General features: G+C 35.0%; 19 protein-coding genes and 5 pseudogenes. 12 read left to right on the plus strand and 12 right to left on the minus strand.

Annotation, left to right across the window (positions count from 1 at the left end; genetic code table 11):
- Positions 1 to 28: 28 nt before the first annotated feature.
- From BSU00_RS01235 to BSU00_RS01255, 4 genes and pseudogenes are all read left to right on the plus strand, one after another.
- Positions 29 to 1,309, plus strand: coding sequence for a hypothetical protein (locus tag BSU00_RS01235; RefSeq protein WP_105002773.1), 1,281 nt, complete (start codon positions 29 to 31; stop codon positions 1,307 to 1,309).
- Between the two features lie 76 nt (positions 1,310 to 1,385).
- Entirely contained in the window at positions 1,386 to 1,883 is a 498-nt protein-coding gene (gene lptC, locus BSU00_RS01240; RefSeq protein ID WP_233188531.1) for an LPS export ABC transporter periplasmic protein LptC, read from the plus strand.
- A 207-nt stretch (positions 1,884 to 2,090) separates the two neighbouring features.
- Positions 2,091 to 3,382, plus strand: a pseudogene (locus tag BSU00_RS01250) (hemolysin family protein).
- Positions 3,383 to 3,484: 102 nt separating this feature from the next.
- Positions 3,485 to 5,593 carry a peptidylprolyl isomerase gene (locus BSU00_RS01255; RefSeq protein ID WP_105002775.1) on the plus strand — a complete coding sequence of 703 codons (2,109 nt, stop codon included), beginning with the start codon at positions 3,485 to 3,487 and terminating at the stop codon, positions 5,591 to 5,593.
- A 187-nt stretch (positions 5,594 to 5,780) separates the two neighbouring features.
- Here the strand turns inward: BSU00_RS01255 and lpdA are convergent, their stop codons facing one another.
- Positions 5,781 to 7,181 (minus strand): dihydrolipoyl dehydrogenase, encoded by a 1,401-nt coding sequence (lpdA, locus tag BSU00_RS01260; protein ID WP_105002776.1) that lies wholly within the window; start codon positions 7,179 to 7,181, stop codon positions 5,781 to 5,783.
- 246 nt (positions 7,182 to 7,427) lie between these two features.
- On the opposite strand from lpdA, the gene BSU00_RS01265 reads away from it, so the two are divergent.
- Positions 7,428 to 8,666, plus strand: coding sequence for a glycosyltransferase (locus BSU00_RS01265; protein ID WP_369820230.1), 1,239 nt, complete (start codon positions 7,428 to 7,430; stop codon positions 8,664 to 8,666).
- A 360-nt stretch (positions 8,667 to 9,026) separates the two neighbouring features.
- Here BSU00_RS01265 and BSU00_RS13800 read toward each other — a convergent pair.
- From BSU00_RS13800 to BSU00_RS01285, 4 genes and pseudogenes are all read right to left on the minus strand, one after another.
- Positions 9,027 to 11,045 (minus strand): annotated as a pseudogene (locus BSU00_RS13800) (M3 family metallopeptidase).
- A gap of 122 nt (positions 11,046 to 11,167) precedes the next feature.
- Positions 11,168 to 11,647, minus strand: a complete 480-nt coding sequence (gene purE / locus BSU00_RS01275) for a 5-(carboxyamino)imidazole ribonucleotide mutase (protein ID WP_105002778.1) — start codon at positions 11,645 to 11,647, stop codon at positions 11,168 to 11,170.
- Positions 11,648 to 11,667: 20 nt separating this feature from the next.
- Positions 11,668 to 12,824, minus strand: a pseudogene (locus tag BSU00_RS01280) (5-(carboxyamino)imidazole ribonucleotide synthase).
- A gap of 63 nt (positions 12,825 to 12,887) precedes the next feature.
- The gene (locus tag BSU00_RS01285; RefSeq protein WP_105002779.1) at positions 12,888 to 13,313 is read right to left on the minus strand and encodes a hypothetical protein; all 426 of its coding nucleotides are present in this window, start codon (positions 13,311 to 13,313) and stop codon (positions 12,888 to 12,890) included.
- Between the two features lie 107 nt (positions 13,314 to 13,420).
- Between BSU00_RS01285 and greA the strand changes: the two genes are divergently transcribed.
- Both greA and BSU00_RS01295 read left to right on the plus strand, forming a co-directional pair.
- Positions 13,421 to 13,894: a transcription elongation factor GreA gene (greA, locus tag BSU00_RS01290; RefSeq protein WP_105002780.1), complete on the plus strand. Its 474-nt coding sequence runs from the start codon at positions 13,421 to 13,423 to the stop codon at positions 13,892 to 13,894.
- Positions 13,895 to 13,956: 62 nt separating this feature from the next.
- Positions 13,957 to 14,349, plus strand: a complete 393-nt coding sequence (locus tag BSU00_RS01295) for an HIT family protein (RefSeq protein WP_105002781.1) — start codon at positions 13,957 to 13,959, stop codon at positions 14,347 to 14,349.
- 6 nt (positions 14,350 to 14,355) lie between these two features.
- Here BSU00_RS01295 and BSU00_RS13805 read toward each other — a convergent pair whose 3' ends face one another.
- Both BSU00_RS13805 and BSU00_RS01300 read right to left on the minus strand, forming a co-directional pair.
- Positions 14,356 to 14,547, minus strand: coding sequence for an ATP-binding protein (locus BSU00_RS13805; RefSeq protein ID WP_369820265.1), 192 nt, complete (start codon positions 14,545 to 14,547; stop codon positions 14,356 to 14,358).
- A complete protein-coding gene (locus BSU00_RS01300; RefSeq protein ID WP_369820231.1) occupies positions 14,478 to 15,386 on the minus strand; it encodes a sensor histidine kinase in 909 nt (302 codons plus the stop codon). The genes BSU00_RS13805 and BSU00_RS01300 overlap by 70 nt, the downstream gene beginning before the upstream one ends.
- 201 nt (positions 15,387 to 15,587) lie before the next feature.
- Between BSU00_RS01300 and BSU00_RS01305 the strand changes: the two are divergent.
- Both BSU00_RS01305 and BSU00_RS01310 read left to right on the plus strand, forming a co-directional pair.
- Positions 15,588 to 16,446, plus strand: a pseudogene (locus BSU00_RS01305) (flavin reductase family protein).
- Between the two features lie 7 nt (positions 16,447 to 16,453).
- A complete protein-coding gene (locus tag BSU00_RS01310; protein ID WP_105002782.1) occupies positions 16,454 to 16,819 on the plus strand; it encodes a DUF3127 domain-containing protein in 366 nt (121 codons plus the stop codon).
- A 73-nt stretch (positions 16,820 to 16,892) separates the two neighbouring features.
- On the opposite strand, the gene BSU00_RS01315 is transcribed toward BSU00_RS01310, so the two are convergent.
- From BSU00_RS01315 to BSU00_RS01325, 3 genes are all read right to left on the minus strand, one after another.
- The gene (locus tag BSU00_RS01315) at positions 16,893 to 17,144 is read right to left on the minus strand and encodes a DUF1456 family protein (RefSeq protein WP_105002783.1); all 252 of its coding nucleotides are present in this window, start codon (positions 17,142 to 17,144) and stop codon (positions 16,893 to 16,895) included.
- An 11-nt stretch (positions 17,145 to 17,155) separates the two neighbouring features.
- Positions 17,156 to 17,785, minus strand: a complete 630-nt coding sequence (locus tag BSU00_RS01320) for a YqaA family protein (protein WP_105002784.1) — start codon at positions 17,783 to 17,785, stop codon at positions 17,156 to 17,158.
- An 83-nt stretch (positions 17,786 to 17,868) separates the two neighbouring features.
- Complete coding sequence (locus BSU00_RS01325; protein WP_105002785.1) at positions 17,869 to 19,425, minus strand: NAD(P)/FAD-dependent oxidoreductase; 1,557 nt, start codon at positions 19,423 to 19,425, stop codon at positions 17,869 to 17,871.
- Positions 19,426 to 19,490: 65 nt separating this feature from the next.
- Here BSU00_RS01325 and BSU00_RS13640 point away from each other — a divergent pair, with 65 nt between their 5' ends.
- The 3 genes and pseudogenes from BSU00_RS13640 to aat all read left to right on the plus strand — a co-directional run bounded on the left by BSU00_RS13640 (position 19,491) and on the right by aat (position 21,575).
- Entirely contained in the window at positions 19,491 to 20,174 is a 684-nt protein-coding gene (locus BSU00_RS13640; protein WP_255402254.1) for a TIGR00366 family protein, read from the plus strand.
- Positions 20,114 to 20,869 (plus strand): TIGR00366 family protein, encoded by a 756-nt coding sequence (locus BSU00_RS13645; protein ID WP_255402288.1) that lies wholly within the window; start codon positions 20,114 to 20,116, stop codon positions 20,867 to 20,869. The genes BSU00_RS13640 and BSU00_RS13645 overlap by 61 nt, the downstream gene beginning before the upstream one ends.
- A gap of 83 nt (positions 20,870 to 20,952) precedes the next feature.
- Positions 20,953 to 21,575 (plus strand): annotated as a pseudogene (gene aat / locus BSU00_RS01335) (leucyl/phenylalanyl-tRNA--protein transferase).
- A gap of 37 nt (positions 21,576 to 21,612) precedes the next feature.
- Here the strand turns inward: aat and BSU00_RS01340 are convergent.
- Together BSU00_RS01340 and BSU00_RS01345 are read right to left on the minus strand one after the other, a co-directional pair.
- Positions 21,613 to 22,488, minus strand: a complete 876-nt coding sequence (locus BSU00_RS01340) for a DUF3667 domain-containing protein (protein ID WP_105002786.1) — start codon at positions 22,486 to 22,488, stop codon at positions 21,613 to 21,615.
- A 13-nt stretch (positions 22,489 to 22,501) separates the two neighbouring features.
- On the minus strand, positions 22,502 to 24,424 hold the full coding sequence (locus tag BSU00_RS01345; protein WP_105002787.1) for a CocE/NonD family hydrolase: 1,923 nt from the start codon (positions 24,422 to 24,424) through the stop codon (positions 22,502 to 22,504).
- Between the last annotated feature and the right edge of the window lie 56 nt (positions 24,425 to 24,480).

The following is a 24,480-nucleotide window of genomic DNA, read 5'->3' on the forward strand; positions in this document are numbered from 1 at the left end:
TGAAAAAAATACGTATTTTCTTGCAGCCATGTTTTTGTTTGTTGCCGTGAGTACCGTTCATGCACAAGCAAGCCAAGAATGTGCTATGAAGTACAATCTTTTTAAACAGAAAGCGATTACCAAAAAATATGCAGAAGCGAAGCCTGACTTAGAATATTTAATAGCAAATTGTCCAAAATTATCTGTGAATATATATAAATACGGTGCTAAAGTTGCTGAAAAAAGTCAAGATCCTGATTTAGCAAAACGCATCTATGAAACAAGATTAGTAAACTTTCCAGATAAAGGAGCTGCTAAAGCACATAGTGATTATGCTACGTATCTGATAAATAATAAACTCGCTTCGGATGCGGAAGTATTCGCTATTTTACAAAAAGCATATACCATTTCTCCAAAAGAAATGAGTGTTAAAAATATTTTCAGATACTTTAAGGCAGTTACGGAACAAAATAAAGATTCCAATCCTCAGTTAGTTTTCGATACTTACGATGATGTTATTGAGTCTGTGCAAGAGAAGTTAGATGATTATAATGTAAAAATAGCAAAACTTCAAGCCAAAGAAGAGGCTGGTACCATTGACGCTAAAGAAAAGAAACTTTTAAATGCTTACACTATCAACTCTACATCTTTAGGAAAAGTTGAAGGTGGGTTAGATGCCATGATTTCAGAAATTGCAACATGTGAACGATTAATTCCAATATATTCTAGAGATTTTGAGGCTAACAAAACCGATGGTGTTTGGTTGAAAAGAGCGGTTTCAAGAATGTATAATAAAGGGTGTCAATCGGATCCATTATTCGAGAAATTGGCAGTTGCCTATGCGGATGTTACACAGTCTGCTGATGCATTTAATTTTGTTGCTGGTATAATGGATAGAAATGGGGATAGTAGTGGAGCAGCAAGCATGCGAAAAAAGGCCTTCGATTTAGAAACAGATCCTCTAAAGAAAGCTAGACTTAAGCTTCGTGAAGCACAAGGTTCAAGTGGAAGTAGGGCGAGAGCTCTGGCCAATGAGGCACTTCGTTACAACCCTAATATGGGTAAAGCTTATCTATTTATCGCGAGTTTGTATGCAAAGAGTGCTAATTCATGCGGTACGGATGAATTTGAAAAAAGAATGGTTTACGTAGCTGCTCTTAACAAAGCGCAAAAAGCTGCTAGAGTTGATCCTGGTTGTGGTGCTGGAAGATATATATCAAATTATAAAAGGAATATTCCTTCTAAAAAATTAATCTTTCAGAAAGGATTAGCATCAGGTTCTTCACATAAAATTGGATGTTGGATTGGAGAAACTGTTCGCATACCATAGAGGATATGAAACACATACTAAGTAAAAATTGTAAAAACATTGTTGTCATTTTATTGATAACAATGTTTTTTCTTGTGTGAACAATCCTAAAGAAGTACGAGATTTTCTTGCCGACCGAAACCTTCCTATTGCCGTAGGAAAAAACATACGCCATTCCTATAGAGATTCGGGTGTGGTTACTTCTAAATTAATCACCCCTATTTTAAACGACTATACCAATAGAAAAAAACATCCCTTTAATGAGTTTCCTCAGGGCATAAAAATTATTACTTTTGATGCTACAAAAGGAGACTCTACAACCGTAACTGGTAATTATGCTTTAACCTTTACAAATACAAAAATTTCGGATATAAGAGATGATGTAGTAATTGTTAATCATAGTGGAGATACCAAATTAGAGACTAATCAGTTATATTGGGATCAAAAGGAGAAAGTAGTTTTTACAGAGGATGGTTTCCGGCTAACCACTGCAACGGACACCATTACTGGTTTTGGATTTGAATCGCTGCAAGATTTATCCAAATGGGTAGCTAAAGACATCACTGGAGAAATTATAACAAAAGAAGATTTATAATGAATACACTTTGGAAATATTTGCAATATGGTTATCTTGTTGTAGCTGTAATCTTTTTAGTGGAGGGGATAGTCCGAATTAATTCAGATCTTCCACAAGCATTAATTATGTTTGGTTTATCGCTATTTATTGCTTTTATATTTTTTTTCAAACGACGTTTTAGAAAAAAGTTCAAAAGAGAAATAAACAAAAGTAAATACAAGGCTAATGCAGTTTGAAATTATTGTTATTTTAGTTTCTATTTTATTTTCTGCTTTTTTTTCAGGAATGGAAATTGCCTTTATCTCTGCGAATAGACTTCATATTGAATTAGAGAAAAAGAGTGAGGGCATAGTGGCTGCAGTTTTGGCCAAGTTAACGCAGAAATCCTCTAAATTCATCACTACTATGTTAGTTGGCAATAATATTGCTTAGTGGTCTACAGCTACTTTATGGGTGATCTTTTAATGAATTGGTTTCAAAATTTTTTACCCTCTAATAGTGCTTTTGTTACGTACTTATTAAAAGATGTTAGTTTACTCACACAAACTTTAATTTCCACCCTTATTATACTGGTGACTGCTGAATTTTTACCGAAAGCTATATTTAGGATCTATTCGAATAAACTTCTCAAGATTTTCGCCATTCCTGCGTATTTCTTTTTTTTGCTTTTTTACTTTATAACCTCTGTTCTTACTATAATTACTGATTTTTTTCTTCGTGTCTTTTTTAAAGCTGCCGAAAAAGAAGCAAATACAGCTTTTAGTAGAGAAGAGTTAGGTAATTTTATTTCCGAGCACCTAGACGGAGGGAATGAAGAAGAAGAGGTGGATTCTGAGATTCAGATTTTTCAAAATGCCTTGGAGTTTCACAAAGTTAAAGCGAGGGAAATAATGGTGCCGAGAACAGAGCTTATGGCTGTTGATATTCACGAGTCTGTAACTACCTTAAGAAATCTTTTTATAGAGACAGGATTTTCAAAAATTTTAGTTTACAAAAATTCATTAGACGATATTTTAGGATATGTAAGCGCTTTTGAGCTCTTTAAAAAACCAAAGTCTATAAAGTCTTTATTACTGCCAGTGGAGTTTGTTCCAGAGTCTATGATAATTAAGGATATTTTAAATACACTTATCAAGAAAAGAAAAAGTATTGCTGTGGTCGTTGACGAGTATGGTGGAACTTCAGGAATTATTACGGTAGAGGACGTAGTCGAAGAACTATTTGGGGAAATTGAAGATGAACATGATACCCTAGATTTGTTTGAAGCAAAATTAGATGCTAATGAGTTTCAATTTTCAGCCCGTTTGGAAATTGATTATTTAAACGAAGAGTACGGCTTAGATATTCCAAAAGAAGAGGCATACGAAACACTTGGAGGTTTTATTATCGAGCATACAGAAACTATTCCTGTGCAAGACGAAGTTATAACAATAGATAAGTTTGAAATTAAAATATTGCGTGTAAGTGCCTCTAAAATCGATGTCATTTACCTCAAAGTCTTAACGAACCAAGAGTAACAGAATACCTGCTTAATTCTCCGAGTGAAAACCACTAAAAAACATTGCATTATTAAATGTGAAATTGTATTTTCGCACACTGTTAATAAATTAAAATGACGTATGGCAATTTTATCTAAAATTAGAGAACGATCAATGTTCTTAATTCTTGTTATTGGTTTAGCACTTTTTGCGTTTGTTCTAGATCCATCAACTATTTCAGATTTTTTTAATTCCAACAAAGTAAATGAGATTGGTGAAGTAAATGGAGAGGTAATTTCTCGTCAAGATTTTGCGGAAGCTTTAGAGGCGTATAAAAAGCAAACTGGAAATAGAGTTTCTGAAATGCAAGCTGCAAAAACAGTGTGGAATAATTTAGTACGTCAAAAGTTATACAAAGCGCAATTAGAGGAAGCAGGAATAACGGTAGGGGAATCGGATATTTTAAATGCATTGATAGAATCCTCAGGAGTTCAAAACCAAGAAAGATTCCAAACAGAAGGTATTTTTGATAAAACTAAATTTAAAGAGTTTTTAGCAACTACCAGAGCCTCTGGTTCACAAGAATGGGAAGCTTGGCAAAATTACATGGCCTCTCTACAGAATAATATTGAGAAATCAACTTACGACAACTTGGTAGGGGCTGGTTTGGGAGCTTCTTTGAAGGAAGGAGAAATGCAGTATCTATCGGAGGGAACCAAAGCATCTGGAAAATTTGTGTATGCTCCATATACCGCTATAGCAGATAGCTTAGTTACTGTTAGCAAAAGCGAAATCAAAAAATATATTGAAAACCATGCTGCTGCATATGAAGTAGACGCAAGTCGCGATATTAAGTTTGTGAAGTTTCCTATTTTACCAACAGTAGAAGACGAAGAAGCAATAAAACGCGAAGTTGCAGGTTTTGTTCCGGATGCAAAGGGCTTTACAGGATTAAAAAAGGCAACAGACTACGAGCTTTTAGCCGAAGATGTAAAGTCGGACGTTGTGATGAATAGCAATTATCGTTTTAAAGTCGGTGTGCCTCAAGTAATAGCTGAAGATCTTTTTAAAGGTGAGGTGGGCGATGTATTCGGCCCTTATAAAGATAATAATCAATTTAAGGTTTCTAAGATAACAGAAATAACTACTATCCCTGATTCTGTAAAGGCTAGTCACGTTTTAATTCCTTTTGTTGGGTCACGCTCTGCAACTCCAGAGACTACAGATTCAGACATACTTGCAAAAAAGAAAGCAGACAGTTTAATGGGGGTTATTAAAAAGTCACCTTCTGCTATTATTGCAATAGCAAAAGCGTATTCAGCAGACCAATCTAATGCAGATAAAGGAGGAGAACTTGGATGGTTCACATATAATAGAATGGTACCTGAATTTAGAGATTACTGCTTTACGAGTAAAAAAGGAGATGTTGGTGTGGTTAAAACTGCTTTTGGATACCATGTTATTTTGATTGAAGATCAGAAAAACTTTCAACCGGTAGTTAAATTAGCAACTGTTGGTCGTGATATCGTTGCTTCTGAGGCAACTGAAAATCAAATTTTTCAAAATGCCGAAACTTTCGCATTAGAATTATCTAATGGCAAAAAATATGAAGACTTGGTGAAAGAATCTAATCTAAACTCTTTACCAGCAGTCGGTTTGAAAGCTTTGGATGATAATGTTCCTGGAATCGGAAATGAGAGAGATATCATTGTGTGGGCCTTTGACAAAGAGGTGAACGTAGGTGACTTTAAACGATTTGATATTGATGGAGGATATGCTGTTGCAGTAGTTACAGATAAAACGGCTAAAGGATTAATGCCTGTTGACAAAGCCATAACGAAAGTTCGTCCGATTTTATTAAATGAAAAGAAAGCGGCCATAATCAAAGATAAAATGGCTGGCGCAACACTTAAAGAAATTGCTGCAAATGTAAATGATCGTGAACGTAACTTTACTGATGTGAACTTACAATCTCCTACGATTTCTGGTGTAGGTTATGAGCCTAAAGTTGTTGGCGCTATGTTAACAGCAGAGGAAAATAAAGTGTTTTCGAAAGTAGTAGGAGATAGAGGCGTGTATGCTTTTGTGGTAGAAAAGAAAGTATTGCCTGCGGCATTACCTAATTATGATACCTACAGAAAAAGAATAGCCAATGATAGAAAAAATAAGTCGTTCCAAATGTACGAGGCGGTAAAGGAAGCTTCTAAAATTGAAGATCGCGTTAGTTCATTTTACGGCATCGAGGAATAATTGTCTTCCTATTAATGTATTGTAAAAAAAGCCTAGGTGTAATCCTAGGCTTTTTTTCTGTTTTAGAAAATGGGTTGTGATAAAGTTATGGATTCCTGTTCAATAGTAAATTTTGTTACTTCCTATAGTTTAAATACAAAAAAACAACTCCTTTTGAGAGTTGTTTTTATTTAAATGAGTATGTTTTTTAAGCGTTTAATGGTTTACCGTCCCATGCTGCTTTCGCAGCTTCCTTAACAGCCTCTGCATAGGTTGGATGACCATGGCATATTCTTGCTATATCCTCTGCAGATGCTCTGAATTCCATCGCAACAGCCATTTCCATAATTAAATCTGCAGCACGTGCCCCTACGATATGAACTCCTAAAACTTCATCGGTATGTTTGTCTGCTATAACTTTAACAAAACCATCTATGTCTCCACTTGCTCTTGATCTTCCCAAGGCACGCATGGAAAATTTACCTGTTTTGATATCTTTTCCAGCGTCTTTTAACTCGAGTTCAGTTTTACCAACAGATGCAACTTCTGGCCACGTATAAACAATTCCTGGTATCAAGTTATAATCGATATGTGGTTTTTGACCTGCTAAATATTCAGCGACAACAACGCCCTCTTCTTCGGCTTTATGCGCTAACATCGCCCCTCTAACCACATCACCAATTGCAAAAATGTTTGCGATGTTTGTTTGTAGGTGGTCGTTTACTTCTATCTGACCTCTTTCATTTACTTTAATTCCAGCTTTTTCTAAATCTAATCCTTGTGTGTAGGCTTTTCTACCAACGGATACCAAACAATAATCACCCGTAAAGTTTACTTCTTCACCTTTTTTGTTAGTAGCAGTAATTTTAATTTCCTCTCCATTTCTCTCTACTGCTGTTACGGCATGATTTAGATTAAATTTCATACCCTGTTTCTTTAGAACTTTGGTAAGTTCTTTCGAAACATCTTTATCCATGGTTGGTGTTATGGTTGGGGCGTATTCAATTACCGTAACTTGTGCCCCTAAGCGTTTGTATACCGAGCCCAATTCTAATCCTATAACGCCGCCACCAATCACTAACAAATGCTTTGGTACTTCCTGTAATTTTAGCGCTTCTGTAGAGGTTATGATTCGCTCTTTATCTATATTTATAAATGGCAAGCTAGCTGGTTTAGAGCCTGTTGCAATAATCACGTGAATTCCTTCAATTATTTCCGTGCTTCCGTCACTTTTAGTAATCTTTACATGCGTAGCATCTTCAAAAGAACCTAAACCTTCAAACACGGTAATGTTATTTTTATCCATTAGATATTTGATACCTCCTGTAGTTTGCTCTACAACAGATGCTTTACGCGCTATCATTTTACTAAAATCATAGGTCGGTTTTTCTACAGATATTCCGTGCTCTTCAAAATGATGTACTGCATCGTAGTAATGATGTGAGGAATCTAATAATGCTTTGGACGGAATACAACCAACATTTAAACAAGTACCTCCTAGTGTAGAATATTTTTCAATAATAGCGACTTTTTTACCTAATTGAGCAGCTCGGATAGCAGAAATATATCCTCCAGGTCCTGAGCCTATAACGATTACATCGTATTTCATTGTTATTTGTTTTTCTAAGCGTTATGCTTGTATTATTTAGTTCTTATTTAAGCCACAAAGTTACAATTATTTGTGATAAATAGCATTACAACCATCCAAATACTAACATCTAACGCAATAAAAAATGATGTTTCTTAGTTTGCTTATTCTATTTTTTCTTTTGCTATACCAACTCAGGAATTTTTACAACAAACTCTTTATCTTTGATTGTTGTACATACAGTAATTTTATTAAAGAAGAGTAGTGGTGAGAAAATCAATTTTAATTATAGGGTATGTTTGGGTAGAACCAACGACATCTGCTGCAGGAATGAGGATGTTGCAGCTAATAGATTTTTTCTTAGCAGCAAATTATTCGGTAATTTTTGCCTCACCCGCACAAAAAAGTTCTAAAACTTTAATTTTAGAGAATCCAAACTACTCAGAAGCAAGTATTGTTTTAAATTCTTCTTGCTTTGATACTTTTGTAACTAAAGTAAATCCTTCCGTGGTATTGTTCGACCGTTTTATGATGGAGGAACAATTTGGGTGGCGAGTAGCCAAATGTTGTCCGAACGCACTCCGTATTCTAGACACTGAAGATTTACATTTTCTTAGAAAAGTTCGGCAAGAACAAGTACAAAAGAACATTCCTTTTTCAGAAAATGCATTGCTTCGTTCTGATTATGCCAAACGAGAGATTGCTGCTATTTTACGTTGTGATTTAAGTCTTATTATTTCTTCTTATGAAATGGCGCTTTTAACTACCTCTTTTAACATTGCTTCAGACTTACTGTTGTATTTGCCATTTTTTATTCCTGAAATTACTAAAAGCGATAGTGCTGCTTGGCTTCCTTTCGAAGAAAGAAAAGATTTTATTTTTGTAGGGAATTTTCTGCATGCACCAAATGTAGATGCTGCGGTTCAATTGAAAAAACAACATTGGGATAAAATTCGCAAGAAAAATCCCCAAGCTAAACTACACATTTATGGTGCCTATGGGACACAACAAATACAAGAGTTTCACAAACCCAAACAAGGTTTTTTGGTACACGGTTACGTTAATGATATTAAAACTGAAGTTGGTAAGGCTAGAGTTGTATTAGCGCCATTGCGTTTTGGCGCTGGTATCAAAGGAAAGTTAACCGAGGCTATGACATGTGGTACCCCAAGTGTAACTACAGAAATTGGCGCTGAAGGCATGCATAAAGATCTTGCATGGAATGGGTTTGTATCGATAACAGAAAATGATTTTATCGACGATGCTACAACCTTGTATACGGATAAAAAAAATTGGGAAATAGCCCAGAAAAATGGAATTTCAATAGTTAATACCATATACAATGAAACGGCATTAGCTGCTGTCTTTTTAGAGAAATTAAACGCACTAGAGACGGATTTGAGTGCACACAGAAGACGTAATTTTATGGGTGCATTGTTACAATATCAAACATTGCAATCTACCAAATACATGAGCAAGTGGATTGAGGAGAAGAACAAACGCTAAAAAAATTAGTACAGGCATATCTTGGTATTATTTTTATTGGAAACAATATATGTAAAAGTAAAAATATAGGTTTCTAGATATCTTTGTCTTCAGGTAATCTCTATGCTTTTGAAGATTTGGTGCAATACTAGTACCATTTCGCTGCTGCATATTATTATTATTATAGTAGTAATAGTAAAATATTCTAGATCTACAGTTTGGCCAAGTTTTTCACCAATTATATATCTCTCTTGAACGGTTTTATTTCCTTTGGAAAAATTCTGTTTTATGTAAGTATGTTTCCCCTCCGTTGTAATAGCATTTCATTATACATAAAACAGTACCCTAATATCATGGTGTTTTGTGTATTATACGATTTTATTATGCATTCAGTAGTCCTGCTCTTTTCAGCAAAGCTTCTGGTTTTGGTTCTTGTCCGCGGAAGCGCTTGTATAAAATCATTGGTTTTTCTGTACCTCCTTTAGATAGTATATTGTCCTTAAACCTAGCGGCCACTTCTGTGTTAAATATTCCTTTCTCTAAGAAATATTCAAAAGCATCTGCATCTAGTACCTCTGCCCATTTGTAGGAATAGTATCCAGCAGAATACCCACCCTGAAATATATGAGAGAAAGAAGTACTCATACAGTTTTCCGCTACGTCTGGATATAAACTGGTATTCTCAAAAGCTTGTTTTTCGAAATCTTTAACAGAAATTATTTCCTCTATATTGCCAGAATGCCACTGCATGTCTAACAGTCCAAAACTTAATTGTCGTAAGGTTTGCATTCCTTCATGAAAGGTTGCAGAAGCTTTTATTTTGCGAATAAATTCCATAGGAATTGTTTCCCCAGTGCTGTAGTGTTTTGCAAATAATTCTAAAGCTTCTTTTTCATAACACCAGTTTTCTAAAATTTGGCTTGGTAATTCCACAAAATCCCATGAAACAGAGGTTCCTGACAAACTCTTAAAGGTAGTATTAGCCAACATACCGTGCAAGGCATGACCAAATTCATGAAACAGGGTAGTAACTTCATTAAAGGTTAGTAAAGAGGGTTTGCTTTCGGTTGGTTTTGTGAAATTACAAACAATAGAGACTTGTGGGCGATGATTAATATCGTCTTGAATTTGTTGTGATTTATAGGAAGTCATCCAAGCGCCATTTCGTTTTCCTGCTCTCGGATGAAAATCTGCGTAAAAATGAGAAACAAAATTTCCATCAGCATCTGTAACCTTATAGGTCCTTACATCTTCATGGTACTTATCGATCGAATCTATTTCCTCAAAGTGGATAGCAAATAATTTATTTGCAATTTCAAAAACCCCTAAAATCACATTGTCTAATTTAAAATAGGGTTTTAAAATTTCTTGATCTAAATCGAATAATTCCATCTTTAGTTTTTCAGAATAATAAGCAGCATCCCATTTCTCCAATCGATTAATCATCTTGTTTTTTGGCATAATTTTCCAAATTTTGGAATTCTCGTTCGGCAGCAGGTTTTGCTTTCTTTAATAAATCATTTAGAAAGCTAAGTACCTTTTCCGGTGATTCAGCCATTCGTTCTTCCAAAACAAAATTTGCATGTGTTTTGTACCCTAATAAATTTGCTCGTTCTCGTCTCAGAGCTACAATTTCTAAAACGATACTTTCATTATTGTTTTCGTTATTCTGAAAGCCTTTTTTACCAAATGCTAGGGCTAATTTTTTCTGAGAGTTCTATTTTTAGCGTAAGTCATGAAAGGGATATAACTAGGGTAGTCGAGGGTAATTATCCAGCCTTTTTTTTCTCTTTGTTCTGCCAGTATTTTTGCAGCTTCCTTTGCCCCTTCAGGAAGCCCGTCTAGATCTTTTATATCGGTTAAAAGTAGCTCAAAATCATTGGTGTCTGCCAAGACATTTTCTCCAAACTGCAATGCCAAATTAGCAAGTTTTGTGTCGATTTCGCGAAGTTTATTTTTATCGCTATTTTTTAGATTAGCACCATTGCGAGAAAAACTTTTGTATTGTTTTTCTAATAAAGTGTGTTCTTCAGCGGTTAATGAAAGTGTTTTTATTTGCTCGTAAACTTTTTTTATTCTTTCAAATAAGGTTTGGTTAAGTGTTATATCATTTTTGAATTCACTGAGCCAAGGAGCTATTTCTTTTGCTATTTTTTGAATGGTAGGATTGGTTTCCGCTGCATTTAAGTTAAAGAAAATAGCAGTAATTCGATCTAATTTGCTTCCTACTTCTTCTAATTTTACAATAGTATTTGCAAATGTGGGTTTTTCTAAACTATTTACAATGTCTTGAATTTCTTTTTTTGCCATACCAATGGCTGCTTTAATAGCTGGTGTAAAGTCTTTTTCTGAAATTTTTGAAAATGGGGCAGTATCAAATTCTTCAAGTAATGCATTCATAAATAGTGTTTTTTAGTAGGTATTTAGGTATTTTTTTTCTATTAACTAGGGGCTAAAAACAAAATTATTCTTATTGTGAAAATAAGAATAATTTTAGTTTTATAGGAAAAGCTCTGGAGTCTTTATTTTTTAACTCGCTCGGATGCTTTTTCTACCTTTAACTTAAGTCCTTCTTTATAGGCAATCACTTTATCAAGTACACAGGTATCCGAAGCACCAATTATTTGTGCCGCCAAAATCCCTGCATTTTTTGCACCATCTAAGGCAACGGTTGCTACTGGAACACCGCCGGGCATTTGCAATATGGAAAGTACAGAGTCCCAGCCGTCTATAGAATTCCTACTCTTCACAGGAACTCCAATAACTGGCAAAGGGCTCATACTAGCGACCATACCTGGTAGATGTGCAGCGCCCCCTGCACCAGCAATAATAACTTTAATGCCTCTTTTATGCGCATTACTCGCATAATCAAATAGCTTTTCTGGAGTTCTGTGAGCAGAAACTATATCTACCTCTATTTTGATATCAAAACTTTCTAAAGCATCAATTGCTTCTTGCATTATTGGGAGATCGGAATCACTTCCCATTATTATTCCTACCATAATTTTTTATAATCGTTATTTTATTTACTAATTACTTTTATTATTTCTTTGACCTCCTGAGCAATATTTCTAGCAATATTAATATCTTCATTTACAATGGTTACATGTCCCATTTTACGAAATGGTTTGGTTAGTTTTTTACCATATATGTGGGGTGTTACTCCATTAATTTTTAGTATTTCGGCAATGTTTTCGTATACCACAGGACCAGAATATCCCTCTGCACCAACAAGATTTACCATAATACCTGCTACTTTACTTTCGGTATTTCCTAATGGTAAATTTAGGATACTTCTTAAATGTTGTTCGAATTGGTTAGTGTAACTTGCTCAATAGAATAGTGACCAGAGTTATGTGTTCTCGGAGCTACTTCGTTTACAAGGATGTCATCGGATTCGGTTTGAAACATTTCTACCGCTAACAATCCGATGAAGTCGAATGCTTTGGCAACATCTAAAGCTACCTGACGAGCTTTTTCAGCAACGCTAGAACTTATTCTCGCAGGGCAAATAACATATTCTACCTGATTAGCCTCTGGATGAAATTCCATTTCAACAACAGGATATGTAGTGATGTCTCCTTGTGGATTTCGAGCAACAATTACTGCGAGTTCATTTTTAAAGGGTACTAATTTTTCAGCAATACATTCGTTGTTCGGAAGATTTTCAAGATCCGTAATATTTCGTACAATTTTGACCCCATTTCCATCGTAACCAAATCTTGCAGATTTCCATACAAATGGGAAAGTAACTGCCTCTCTTGTAATCGAATGCCTTAACTCTTCTAGAGAAGAAAATCGAACAAAATCTGCTGTCGGTATAGCATTGTCTTTATAGAATAATTTTTGCTGTGCCTTGTTTTGAATTATTTTTAAATTTTTTGGTTTGGGATATATGGTTAGTCCCTCAGCCTCTAGTTTTTCTAAAGCAGTAATGTTTACATTTTCAATTTCTATAGTTAAAAGATCTACCTTTTTACCAAAGTTGTAAACGGTTTCGAAATCTTGTAAATCTCCTTGATGAAATTCATTACAAATTGCCGCTGATGGTGCATCTTTACTAGGGTCTAATATAGCGGTATAGATATCAAATTTTTGGGATTCTGTAAGCAACATTCTTCCAAGCTGTCCTCCACCAAGAACGCCTAGTTTGAAATCTGAAGAGAAGTAATTTTTCACGTTAAAATTGTTAGTGTGTGTTGTAAGTGCAAAAGTAACAATCTATTTCATAGATTATTCAATTTAGTTTGTAATTTGTATGGAAGTACCATTTAGAAATACGTTATAGACTCTTGCTCCTCCATCACAGTTGTTTTCTCCTGAAACCAAACGACCGTCTAACATGCTGTATTTACTTTCGTCGCAAGGGCAAACAAGAAAAGGAACTTCAATGCGCATGGGCGTTTCACAATCTCTATTTGGAGATTGTCTGTCTAAAGCAATGAATTGTCCAAAAGAACCACCTGTGCCTTTGTTAAAGAGAACAATGCCATTGATACCTCCGTTTATTTCAGCGACTCCATTTGGGGTCAGTACACCATTTAATTGCGGATTGTTGACATCCAGAAAAATCGGTTGAATAGTATTGTTAAAACAGCTGTTAATCACGTCATTATCGGAGCAACTTAAGTTTAAAAAAAGGACAACGGCAAAAACTATTTTTTTCATTTGATTCTGGAATGGGTCTACAATCGAGCCACGAATTTACGAAAATTTTGTACATTTGTATCTGATCTCATTCCTAATGGTGTGAGATTTTTAAATTTAAGTAAACAATGGGAAATGTATCGTATTATTCTGCGGAAGGCCTAAAAAAGCTGAAAGAAGAATTAGCACAATTAGAGCAAGTGGAGAGACCTCGAGTGTCACAGGAGATAGCGGATGCCCGAGACAAAGGAGATTTAAGTGAAAATGCTGAATATCATGCAGCAAAAGAAGAGCAATCTTTATTAGAGACGAAAATAGCAAAACTAAAGAACGTAGTAGCAAATGCAAGGATTCTTGACGAGAGCCAACTAGATGCCTCTAAGGCATTAATTCACTCTATTGTAAAGATTAAGAATACAGCAAATGCCATGGAATTTACCTATACCTTAGTAGCAGACAGCGAAAGTGATGTGAGAAATGGTAAATTATCTGTTAATTCACCAATAGGTAAAGGTCTTCTTGGAAAAAAGGTTGGTGATGTAGCCGAAATTAAAGTGCCTAATGGTATTATGAATTTCGAAATTATTGATATATCTCGATAGTAATAGGGTATAACTGTTTGTTTTACAGTCTCTAAAACTTTTTTTAGTTTAAATATATTTATATGGCAAGCATATTTTCAAAAATTATTTCGGGGGAAATACCCTGTTATAAAATCGCTGAAAATGACATTTTTTTGGCTTTTTTAGACATCAACCCTAATGCGAAAGGGCATACTTTGGTTATTCCAAAAAAGGAAGAGAACAAAATATTTGATTTGTCTGAAGAGGCATACAATGATCTCATGTCTTTTTCGTATCGCGTGGCTAAAGCATTAGAAAAAAGTATTCCTTGTAAGCGCATTGGCATGAGTGTAATAGGCTTGGAAGTACCACACGTTCACGTACATCTTATTCCAATTCAAACTATGGCAGATATGCAGTTTGTACAAAAGGAAGTCATGTCTGAGGAAGAGTTTCAAGCATTAGCGAAAACAATAGCAAGAAATTTTACGTAAATTCTTCTAAAACGCTTGCGTTTTATGCAATTTGATTTCAAAAGTGGTTCCCTTGCCAAGCTCGGAATCTAATACAGCTATTTTTCCTTTATGATATTCCTCAATAATTCGCTTCGATAGCGATAGTCCTAAACCCCATCCTCGTTTTTTTGAAGTAAAGCCAGGATTGAAAATACTTTTGAATTGGGACTTTGGTATTCCTTTACCAGTATGCTTACGCGAATACTTACTCCTTTACTTTTTTCTGTAATAAACACTGAAATTTTTCCTTTTCCCTGCACAGCATCTATTGCATTTTTGAGAAGATTTTCAATAACCCAGCCAAAAAGTTCCTCATTTATACTTGATTTGAGTTTTTCATTCTCGCTTTCGAATACAAAGGTTATTTTCTTTGAACTTCTAGATTCTATATACTTAAAAACGGTATGTGTGATTTTAGTAATATTACTATGTTGTAGTTCGGGTAAAGATCCAATTTTAGAAAATCTATTGGCAATAACGCTTAAGCGGTCTACATCTTTTTCAATTTCATTGACATACATTTCATTTATTTGCTCTGAACGAAGTATCGTTACCCATCCTAATAAAGAGGAAAGTGGCGTACCAATTTGATGTGCAGTTTCTTTTGCCATTCCTGTCCAAAGTTTGTTCTGTTCGGCAATCTTTCCAGATTGAAACATCATGTAAACAATTAGAAGAAATAATCCTAAAATGAGCAAAAGAGCCAATGGATAATAGGTAAGCTTGTAGAGCAGGTCTGAATTTCTGTAGTAAATATATTGTTTTTGGGTGTTCTTATAGCTGATTTCGATTGGGTCATTTTCAGTTTGCATAATTTGTAATTGTTTTTCCAAATATCTTGGATTCAACGATTTAATGCTATCCAAGTTATGACTTTCTAAAATAGTACCATTACTATCCGTTAAAATTACCGGAATGCTTTTCGTGTCTTCAATAATTTTTAGCTCTACGTTAAATTCATCATCAAGATTTGTATTGGTCCCAAATTCTTTCATAGCAGCTGCGAGTAATTCCATTTTGGTTCGTTCCTCTTCCTTAAATTTTTGAAAAATATATAGGTATTCCAAAGGATTAAAGACACTATTATAATAGATATTACAATGGCTATTCTACGTAACCAAAAAGTGTTTTGAAAAAATCTCATAAGTCAAATATAAACTATTCTCTCCTATAACTAAATATCTAAAACTATAGTATCTTTACAAAAAAAATAAACGATGTTATCTATAGATCCTAAAAATATACCAACCGCTAAATTACATGGATATTTGTTGGGTGCAGTTGCACCTCGTCCCATAGCATTTGCGAGTACTTTAGATGAAGAGGGAAACCCTAATTTATCTCCTTTTAGTTTTTTTAATGTTTTTGGAGCCAACCCTCCGATTATGATTTTCTCTCCAGCTCGAAGTGTTCGATCAAATACAACCAAACATACCTTAGACAATGTTGAGTTAACCAAAGAAGTGGTTATCAATATTGTTAATTACGATATAGTGCAACAAATGTCTTTGAGTAGTACCATGTATCCAAAGGGAGTAAATGAGTTTGAAAAATCAGGACTAACCATGTTGTCTTCGGATGTAGTTAAGCCTTTCGTGTAGCAGAATCTCCTGTGCAGTTTGAATGTAAAGTTACCGATATAATATATACCGGAAATGAGGGTGGCGCCGGAAATTTAATTGTTTGTGAAGTAGTAAAAATTCATGTTAAGGAACACATTTTAGATGCCAAAGGTGGTATAGATCAGTATAAAATTGATTTGGTGGCTAGGGCTGGAGGAAACTATTACACTCGTGCTAGAGATGGATTTTTTGAGATTCCAAAGCCGCTTACTTCTCTGGGTATTGGCGTAGATCAAATTCCAGATAGTATTAAAAATAGTACCGTTTTGACCGGGAATAATTTAGGGGTTTTAGGTAATGTTGATGCCTTACCTTCTGAAAATGATGTTGATAACTTTGCAAAAGAACATTCGAAATTTGTTGGCTTATCTGAAGAAAAAAACATATTTTTGCAAAAGAGTTTTTAGAACTTAATGATGTAGATAGTGCTTGGAAAGTACTTTTAATAAAATAAAACGACAATGGAAGTAATTGGAAAAATTAAATTAATTAACGAGACACAAACTTTTGGAACTAATGGTTTTAGAAAACGTGAATTGGTAGTAACTACTGATGAGCAATACCCGCAGATGATTTTAATTGAGTTTATACAAGATAAGTGTGATTTACTAAATAGTTATCAAGTAGGACAAGATGTTAAAGTGTCTATTAATTTAAGAGGTAGAGAATGGATTAACCCGCAAGGAGAGGCAAAGTATTTTAATTCTGTTCAAGGATGGAGAATTGAGAACCTAGCCCAAGCTGCTTCTCAAAATATTCCACCAGCAGACCAATTTTCTCCTGCACCAGACTTGGCAGATAACGAGCCGGATGATTTACCATTTTAATACAGGAACACGCATTAATTGCACACCAATAAAAGAGCGATTTATCGCTCTTTTTATTGGTATACTATGGGTACTATTTTTTTGATTCTTTCTTACCTGGCATAGGACCGCGAAGATGAATGATAAGACCGTTTAAAAAGTTTCTTAATATTTGATCGCCACACTCTTTATACTTTGGATGGTCTTCACTTCTAAAAAAGGCTCCTAATTCTGCTTTAGAAACTTTAAAATCGACCAAACTACATATTTCAATAATGTCGGTGTCTCTTAATTTATGTGCTACTCGTAATTTTTTGAATACATCGTTATTTGATAATCCTCCCATATTTTTAGTATTTAATTAACCATATTAAATATGGCCCATGCATATAAAGCAAAACGTAAAAATCTAAATAATCCAAAGGTGACAACACCTTTTAAAGGATATTTAATCATGCCTGCCGTCATGCAACTTATTGAAAATGGCAATGGTAGCAGGGCACCTACTAAAATTAAAAATCCGCCCCACTTACTTGTGTTTTTTAGGTGTTTTGCCATCTTAACCTCTAGATAGTCTTTCACAGATTTAATTTTTAAGGTTAATCTACCTATAAAGTACGATAGGATACCACCAGAATACGAAAGTACGGCTAAAAGTGAAAGGTTAAGTAATGGGTCACTTGTTTTTTTAGACCACGCAATAAATATTTCCGGTGGAATTAAGCCCAGTAAGGTCTCCGAAATAAAAAAGGTAACTAGAACTCCAACACGAGAGAAGTTCTCTGTCATGGCCTGTAAACCATCGTTGATATTGTACACATATTTATTGAATAGATACAAGCCAACAACTGTTCCTAAAATTGGCCAAAATGCTTTTTTTAAGCTTTCCCAAATAAATATGTAAAACCCTGTGCGCTGGTAATAATTATGCAAGCGTTTTGCTTTCGGAGTTGTGTTTTTTTTATTTCGTTTTTTATTTTGTTCCATTGTACTCTACTACTTTATTCTGCATCTCTTGGAGCCTGCAAAAATACGAGGTAATTACAGATAAATCAAAGAAATATTTGGAATTATAAATTAGCAATGGCAGCCTCTGCACATCGCTCACCGTCCATAGCAGCAGATACAATTCCACCTGCGTAACCACCGCCTTCTCCACAAGGAAACAGACCTTTTATTTGTGGGTGCTCTAAACTGTCTTTTCTTGGGATATTTACAGGAGAAGAGGTACGTGATTCTACCCCAACTATATTTGCTTCCTCCGTATAATAGCCATGCATTTTCTTGCCAAATGCTGTAAATCCTTTTCGCAGTCTTCCTCCAATAGATTTTGGAAGCAAGGAATGCATCGGTGAGGAGTTTAAACCAGGCTGATACGAAGTTTCATTTAAAGTAGAAGACAATCTTCCCTCCACAAAATCCGTCAATCTTTGGGCAGGAGCGGTTTGGCTTCTTCCTCCTGCATTAAATGCTAGTTTTTCCAAATCTTTTTGAAATTGTAATCCTTTTAAAGCTCCGAATTGTTCGTATTTTGGAAGATCCTTTTCGACGTTAATTTCTACAACGATTCCCGAGTTTGCAAATTTGTTGTTTCTCCTTGAAGGGGACATCCCGTTAACGACCACCTCACCATTTGCAGTAGCAGCAGGTACAATAAATCCTCCAGGACACATGCAAAAGGAATATACCCCTCTGTTGTTAACCTGATGAACCAAGCTGTAGGCTGCGGCAGGTAAAAGTTCATCTCTAACCCCGGTACAGCTGTATTGAATTTGATCAATAAGTTGTTGGGGGTGCTCCACTCGAACCCCCATAGCAAAAGATTTTGCTTTTATTGCAATCTTTTTTTTGTGTAATAATTCGTAAATATCTCGTGCAGAGTGACCTGTGGCTAGTATTACAGAGGAAACATTAAATGTTCTGCCATCTTTTAAATGAAGGGCCTGTAATACGTTATTCTTTATTGCGAAATCTGTTACTCTTGCCTCAAAGTGAATTTCTCCCCCATAGTTGCGTATTGTTTCTCGTATGTTTTGAATTATTTTGGGGAGTTTATTGGTGCCGATATGAGGATGGGCATCTATTAAAATTTGATCGGTTGCACCGTGAGAGACTAAGTTTTCAAATATTCTTCTAACATCACCACGCTTCAAACTTCGCGTGTAAAGCTTTCCATCAGAATAAGTTCCTGCACCACCTTCTCCAAAACAATAATTAGAATCTTCGTGTACTTGATGGTACTGATTAATAGCCTTTAAATCTCTCCTTCGTTCTTGTACATTTTTTCCTCTCTCGAGTACAACTGGTTTATACCCGAGCTCAATACAACGCAAAGCAGCATACATACCAGCTGGTCCGAACCCTACGATATGAATTTCTTTTGCTTTGGAGACGTCCTTATAGTCGTATTTATAAGTAGAGGTTTGCGGTATGCTTTCTTTAATATAAACCGCTACATTGTAATGAAATACAATTTCTTTTTTACGAGCGTCGATAGATTTACGTAAGATTTTAATGTCGGTAATTTCTGTAAAAGGAACTTTTAAAGCCCTACTGGCTTTCTTTTTTAGAATGTTTTCTATATGCGCTTCCTTTAAAGCAACTCGTAATTGCACTTCTTTAACCATAAGGCAAAGTTAGGTAAAATAAGATTTAGTCTATTTGTTTATTTTAGCATTTCAAAATTTATCCAATGAGAATCACCAAGCTAATTGAAGATGTTTTTCGAAAATATTTACCTTCTCCATTTACCATTGCCGTACTTCTAACCTTGTGTACGTTTTTAATGGCCTATTTTAGTACCAAACCCGCTTCTGTGTCGTCTTTTTCATATGCAAAGCAAATCCTAATTTTTTGGGAACAAGGAATATGGTCTAATGGATTATTGGTTTTTGCTTTTCAAATGATGTTGATACTTGTATTAGGGCATGTATTAGTATTGAGTAAACCGGTTAGCCAATGGATTTTAAAGGTTACAAAATATTGTACATCAACAGCTACAAGTGCCGCTATTGTTAGTTGTACTACGATGTTTGTTGCCTTTTTTAATTGGGGATTAGGATTAATATTTGGAGCCTTATTGGCAAGAAAAGTTGCCGAACATGCCCAAAAAAATAGTATACCATTAAATTATCCTATAATTGGGGCTGCTGGTTATACAGGGCTTATGGTTTGGCACGGCGGTATTTCGGGTTCTGCTCCTATTAAAATTAATGAGAGTGGTCATGTTAAAAGTATTATGAATGCTGTTTCTTCCGATGAAATTCTGCAGCAAATTCCTGAGACTATTACCTATGCAGAAACTATTTTTTCTTGGTGGAATGTCCTTATTTTTTTATTGGTTGTCATTGCAGTATCCACTACCTTGTTTTTTTAGGTAAAAAGTCTTCCCCAACCGCTTTACATCTTTCAGAATATCAAATGCAAAAAGAACATACAGCAATCACGCAAGCCGAAAAACTCGATAGCTCAAAAGGGTTGTCGAATGTATTTGGTTTTTTGGTACTACTAGCCTTTGGTTTTCGATATGCTGAGGATATTGCGGTACTAAAAATTACACCAAATCTAATAAACTTTTTGATGCTTGGCTTGGCAATTATTGTACATGGAAGTTTTAGAAGCTTTATTAATGCTGTTTCGGAATCTATTGCAGACGTATCAGGCATTTTAATACAATTCCCATTGTATTTTGGTATTATGGGGGTTATGAAAAACACAGGTATGGTTTCGTTTATAGCAGATTTTTTTGTTTCTATTTCTACAGCTACTACACTACCGATCTTTACTTTCTTTAGTGCAGGATTGGTTAATATCTTTGTGCCAAGTGGAGGAGGGCAGTGGGTTGTACAAGGTCCTATCGTAGTGGAAAGTGCTATTAAATTAGGGGTTCCTTTACCAAAAGCAATTATGGCATTAGCCTATGGAGATCAAATAACCAATATGCTGCAGCCTTTTTGGGCACTGCCATTATTAGGAATAACAAAACTTAAAGCAAAAGAAATTTTACCCTACACTTTAATCGTTATGGTGGTAGCAAGCGCAGTATATCTTTTGGGACTTTTACTCCTATAAAAAAGCATAGTTAACATAAAGTATTCTTATAGATTTACCTACTTTTTTATAATTTTGTCATTCCCAATTAGTATACTTTTTTAATGGTTTGGTTAGATGATAGTACGGATTTTCCCTCCCAAGAATTAGCTTCTGAGGAAGGTATTTTAGCTCTTGGCGGTGATTTATCTGTAGCAAGACTTAAGGATGCCTACAGCAAAGGTATTTTCCCTTGGTTTAATGAGGGAGATCCAATTATTTGGTATTGTCCTTTGGAGCGAATGGTTTTGTATCCGGATGAAATTCGAATATCGAAGTCTATGCGACAAATTTTAGGTAAAAATAATTTTAAAATTACAGAAAATAAAGCTTTTTCAGAGGTTCTTTATCATTGTAAATACATCCATAGAAAAGACCAATTAGGAACATGGATTACCAATTCTATGGAAACAGCGTATCTTGCAATGTACAATCATGGGTATGCCAAATCTATTGAAGTTTGGCAAGGAGATGATTTAGTTGGTGGCTTGTACGGGGTAGATCTAGGAAATGGAGTATTTTGTGGCGAAAGTATGTTTAGTAAGCGCAGTAATATGAGCAAAGTAGCTTTATTCATTTGGCAAAAAAGGGAGGTTATCGATTAATAGACTGTCAGGTGCACAATGCACATTTAGAGAGTTTAGGTGCGCGAGAAATTGAGCGAACGAAATTCCTAAAACTTCTCTAATTCATCATATATTCCCAACAAATGGTATGCCTGTAACTTATTGTACCATGCTTTTTAGCAACTCTGGATTTGTAAAATATACTATTATTCCAGCGACGATTCCTATGATTGCTGTTACGATACCCGTAAGTATTAAAATGATAGAAAGTACTACTAAAAAGCGTAAAATTTTAGTGAAAGTTTTTGCAACACTATCTCCATATAGCTTTCTAAAAACGTAGGTGTAGTATAGAATCATGCCAAAAATACTGAACATAAACATTTTAGGGTAGATATATATAGCTACGAGAAAAAGAAATATACTAATGTACATGGTAGTACCTAAAATATAGGCATTCATAATGATATGTTCCCCAAAATTGTATGGTTTGCGATATGTCCAGAAACTAATAAGGGCATAAAATGGTAAAAGTAAAAAAGTGGTAATGTTTAAGTATTTAACAAAAAAGATATTGGTTTTTCGTTGAATATTCAATGTAAGTTTAGCCGATTGCTGCGCCTTTTGAAGCGAAGCTAGTTCTGTGGCGGAAATGTTTTTTAGTTTCGATAAATCTCTAGATGCAGTTTCTCGAAGAGCAGCGTTTTGTTCTGCGTATAAACTATCTTGAAGTTCTAGATATTGCTCAAAAAATAAATTAAAAACCAAAAGTGAAATTGCCGCTCCAACTGCCAAAAAGGTTAAGGGAGCCATATATCGTTTGCGAACCCCATGAAGATATTCATACAATACTTCATGAGGTGCAACGATCATTTTTTTTAAGGTGGTAAAATAGGCATTGTCTAAACCGAAAACAGCGAATAATTCTCCCATTAGAAAACGAAATGTTATTCTGTTAACGATAACTTTTGCCCCACAATGATTACAAAATTGGGCGTCTTTTTCTAAAGACTCATGACAGTTTTTACAATGCATATTTTAAACGAAGTTATTTTAATACTGTAAACTCAATATTAGAATCGGCAAATACACTATGTGTTTGCGTTTTAAAATCTTCCTTGTCAGCCTTGTATATATTCTCAACGTAGGTTTGTGGATTTAAATCAATTAAAGGAAACCAGGTACTTTGTATTTGAATTTGTAATTTGTGTCCTTTTTTGAACGTATGAAATACATCTTGTAATTTTATGTTTACTGCTGTTTTTTTATTCGGTACAAATGGTTCTGGGTTTTCAAAGCTATTTCGGAAACGCCCGCGCATCACTTCACTTCTAACCATCATGTGGTAATTACTTAATTTTAAATGCGGTTGCATTTTGTCATAATTGTTTTCAAGATCACCAGGGTGTACATCTATTACCTTAACTACCCAATCTGCTGCTGTACCTGTAGTAGCAACATTTAATTTTGCTAAAATATCTCCAGCTAAGGTATAATCTTCTGATAAAACCTCTGTTTCAAAAACCAAAACATCTGGTCTTCGAGCGGCAAAACGTTGATCATCCGTCATGTATTTTCTCGGGGTGAAAACAGTCTTGATATCTTCAGAATAAGGAACAGGTTTTTTAACATCGCTAATAAATTTTACGGCACTATTTGTTTTTTTAGTGGCACTTAGTTCTTGGTCTTTCGAAAGGAACATACTTTCTTTAACTGTATTTTTTGGAGGCCATGTATCATATGACTTCCATTCCTTTTTTCCTGTATCGTAAACATATGCCTCTGGTAATCCGCTCTGATTACTACCATCCCCTTTTAAAAAATGGTTAAAGAATTTAGTCTCGATATTTTTTTGAAATTTAAGAGAGATGGAATCCCCAAAATAGTAATTTCCTACTGCATTTGTAACACCGTTTCTAGACCATCCTCCGTGATCCCACGGGCCAAAAACCATGGTGTTGTAGTTGTTTGGTTGATTTTTCTCAATTCCTTTATATGTTTCTAAAGGTCCATATAGATCTTCGGCATCGAACCATCCTCCAACAACCATAGTTGCTACAGTAGAAGGTACCTTGTTTAAGTGTTGTATTATTCCTTTACTCTGCCAAGTAGCGTCATAATTTGGGTGCTCTACTATTTCTTTCCAAAAGAAGTCATCAATAGCATATGGATCTCTTTCTTTGCCGGCTATTTCCTTTTGGTATTGGAAATAGGAGTTTAGATTTTTAATAGGTCCCGCATCTAAAAAGAATTGGTACTGATCCTTTGTTTTCATATCTGGGAATTTATACCATGCTGTATCGGTAGGCTGATCTTTGTAGGTACCAAATAATGATATTGCTCTAAAATAACTCAATAAAAATGCGCCATTATGGCGAAAATCATCGAAAAAGAAATCTCCTATACACGCCTGTGGTGAAGCTGCTTTTAAGGCAGGGTGGGCATCAATGGTAGACACTGTTGCATAATGACCAGGATAAGAAATACCCCAGGTTCCAACCTTACCATTGTTGTGGGGAGTGTTTTTAACCAGCCAATCTATGGTGTCATAAGTATCTGAAGTTTCATCTGCTTGTTTTTCTGTTTTGTTGGGGATATATGCACGCATATTATCGTATACTCCTTCACTCATCCATCGTCCTCGTACATCTTGGTGCACGAATATATTTCCTTCTTCCATTAATATCGGATTTGGAGCAATTCTTGTTGCATACTTATCTTCTCCATAAGGTCTGCAGCTGTATGGTGTCCTTTTTAAGAGTATCGGATATGTTTTGCTGGTGTCTTTGGGCGTGTAAATGGTAGTGTGTAACTTGGTTCCATCTCGCATTTCAATTAGCACCTCTTTTTTCGTGTAATTTTCTTTTACATAATTCTTTTTTGGACCTTCCTTACTAGCGCTGTTATTTTGTTTTGAGCAACTAGTTATGCTAAAAAGCAAAATGAAAATAATTCTAAAATAAGATTTCATTTAGTAGTTTTTTAAATTTTTCAAAATTTTGATTACCTAAGTAGGAAAATAGATGT

The organism is Tenacibaculum sp. SG-28, assembly GCF_002954385.1.
Classification (GTDB): Bacteria; Bacteroidota; Bacteroidia; order Flavobacteriales; family Flavobacteriaceae; genus Polaribacter.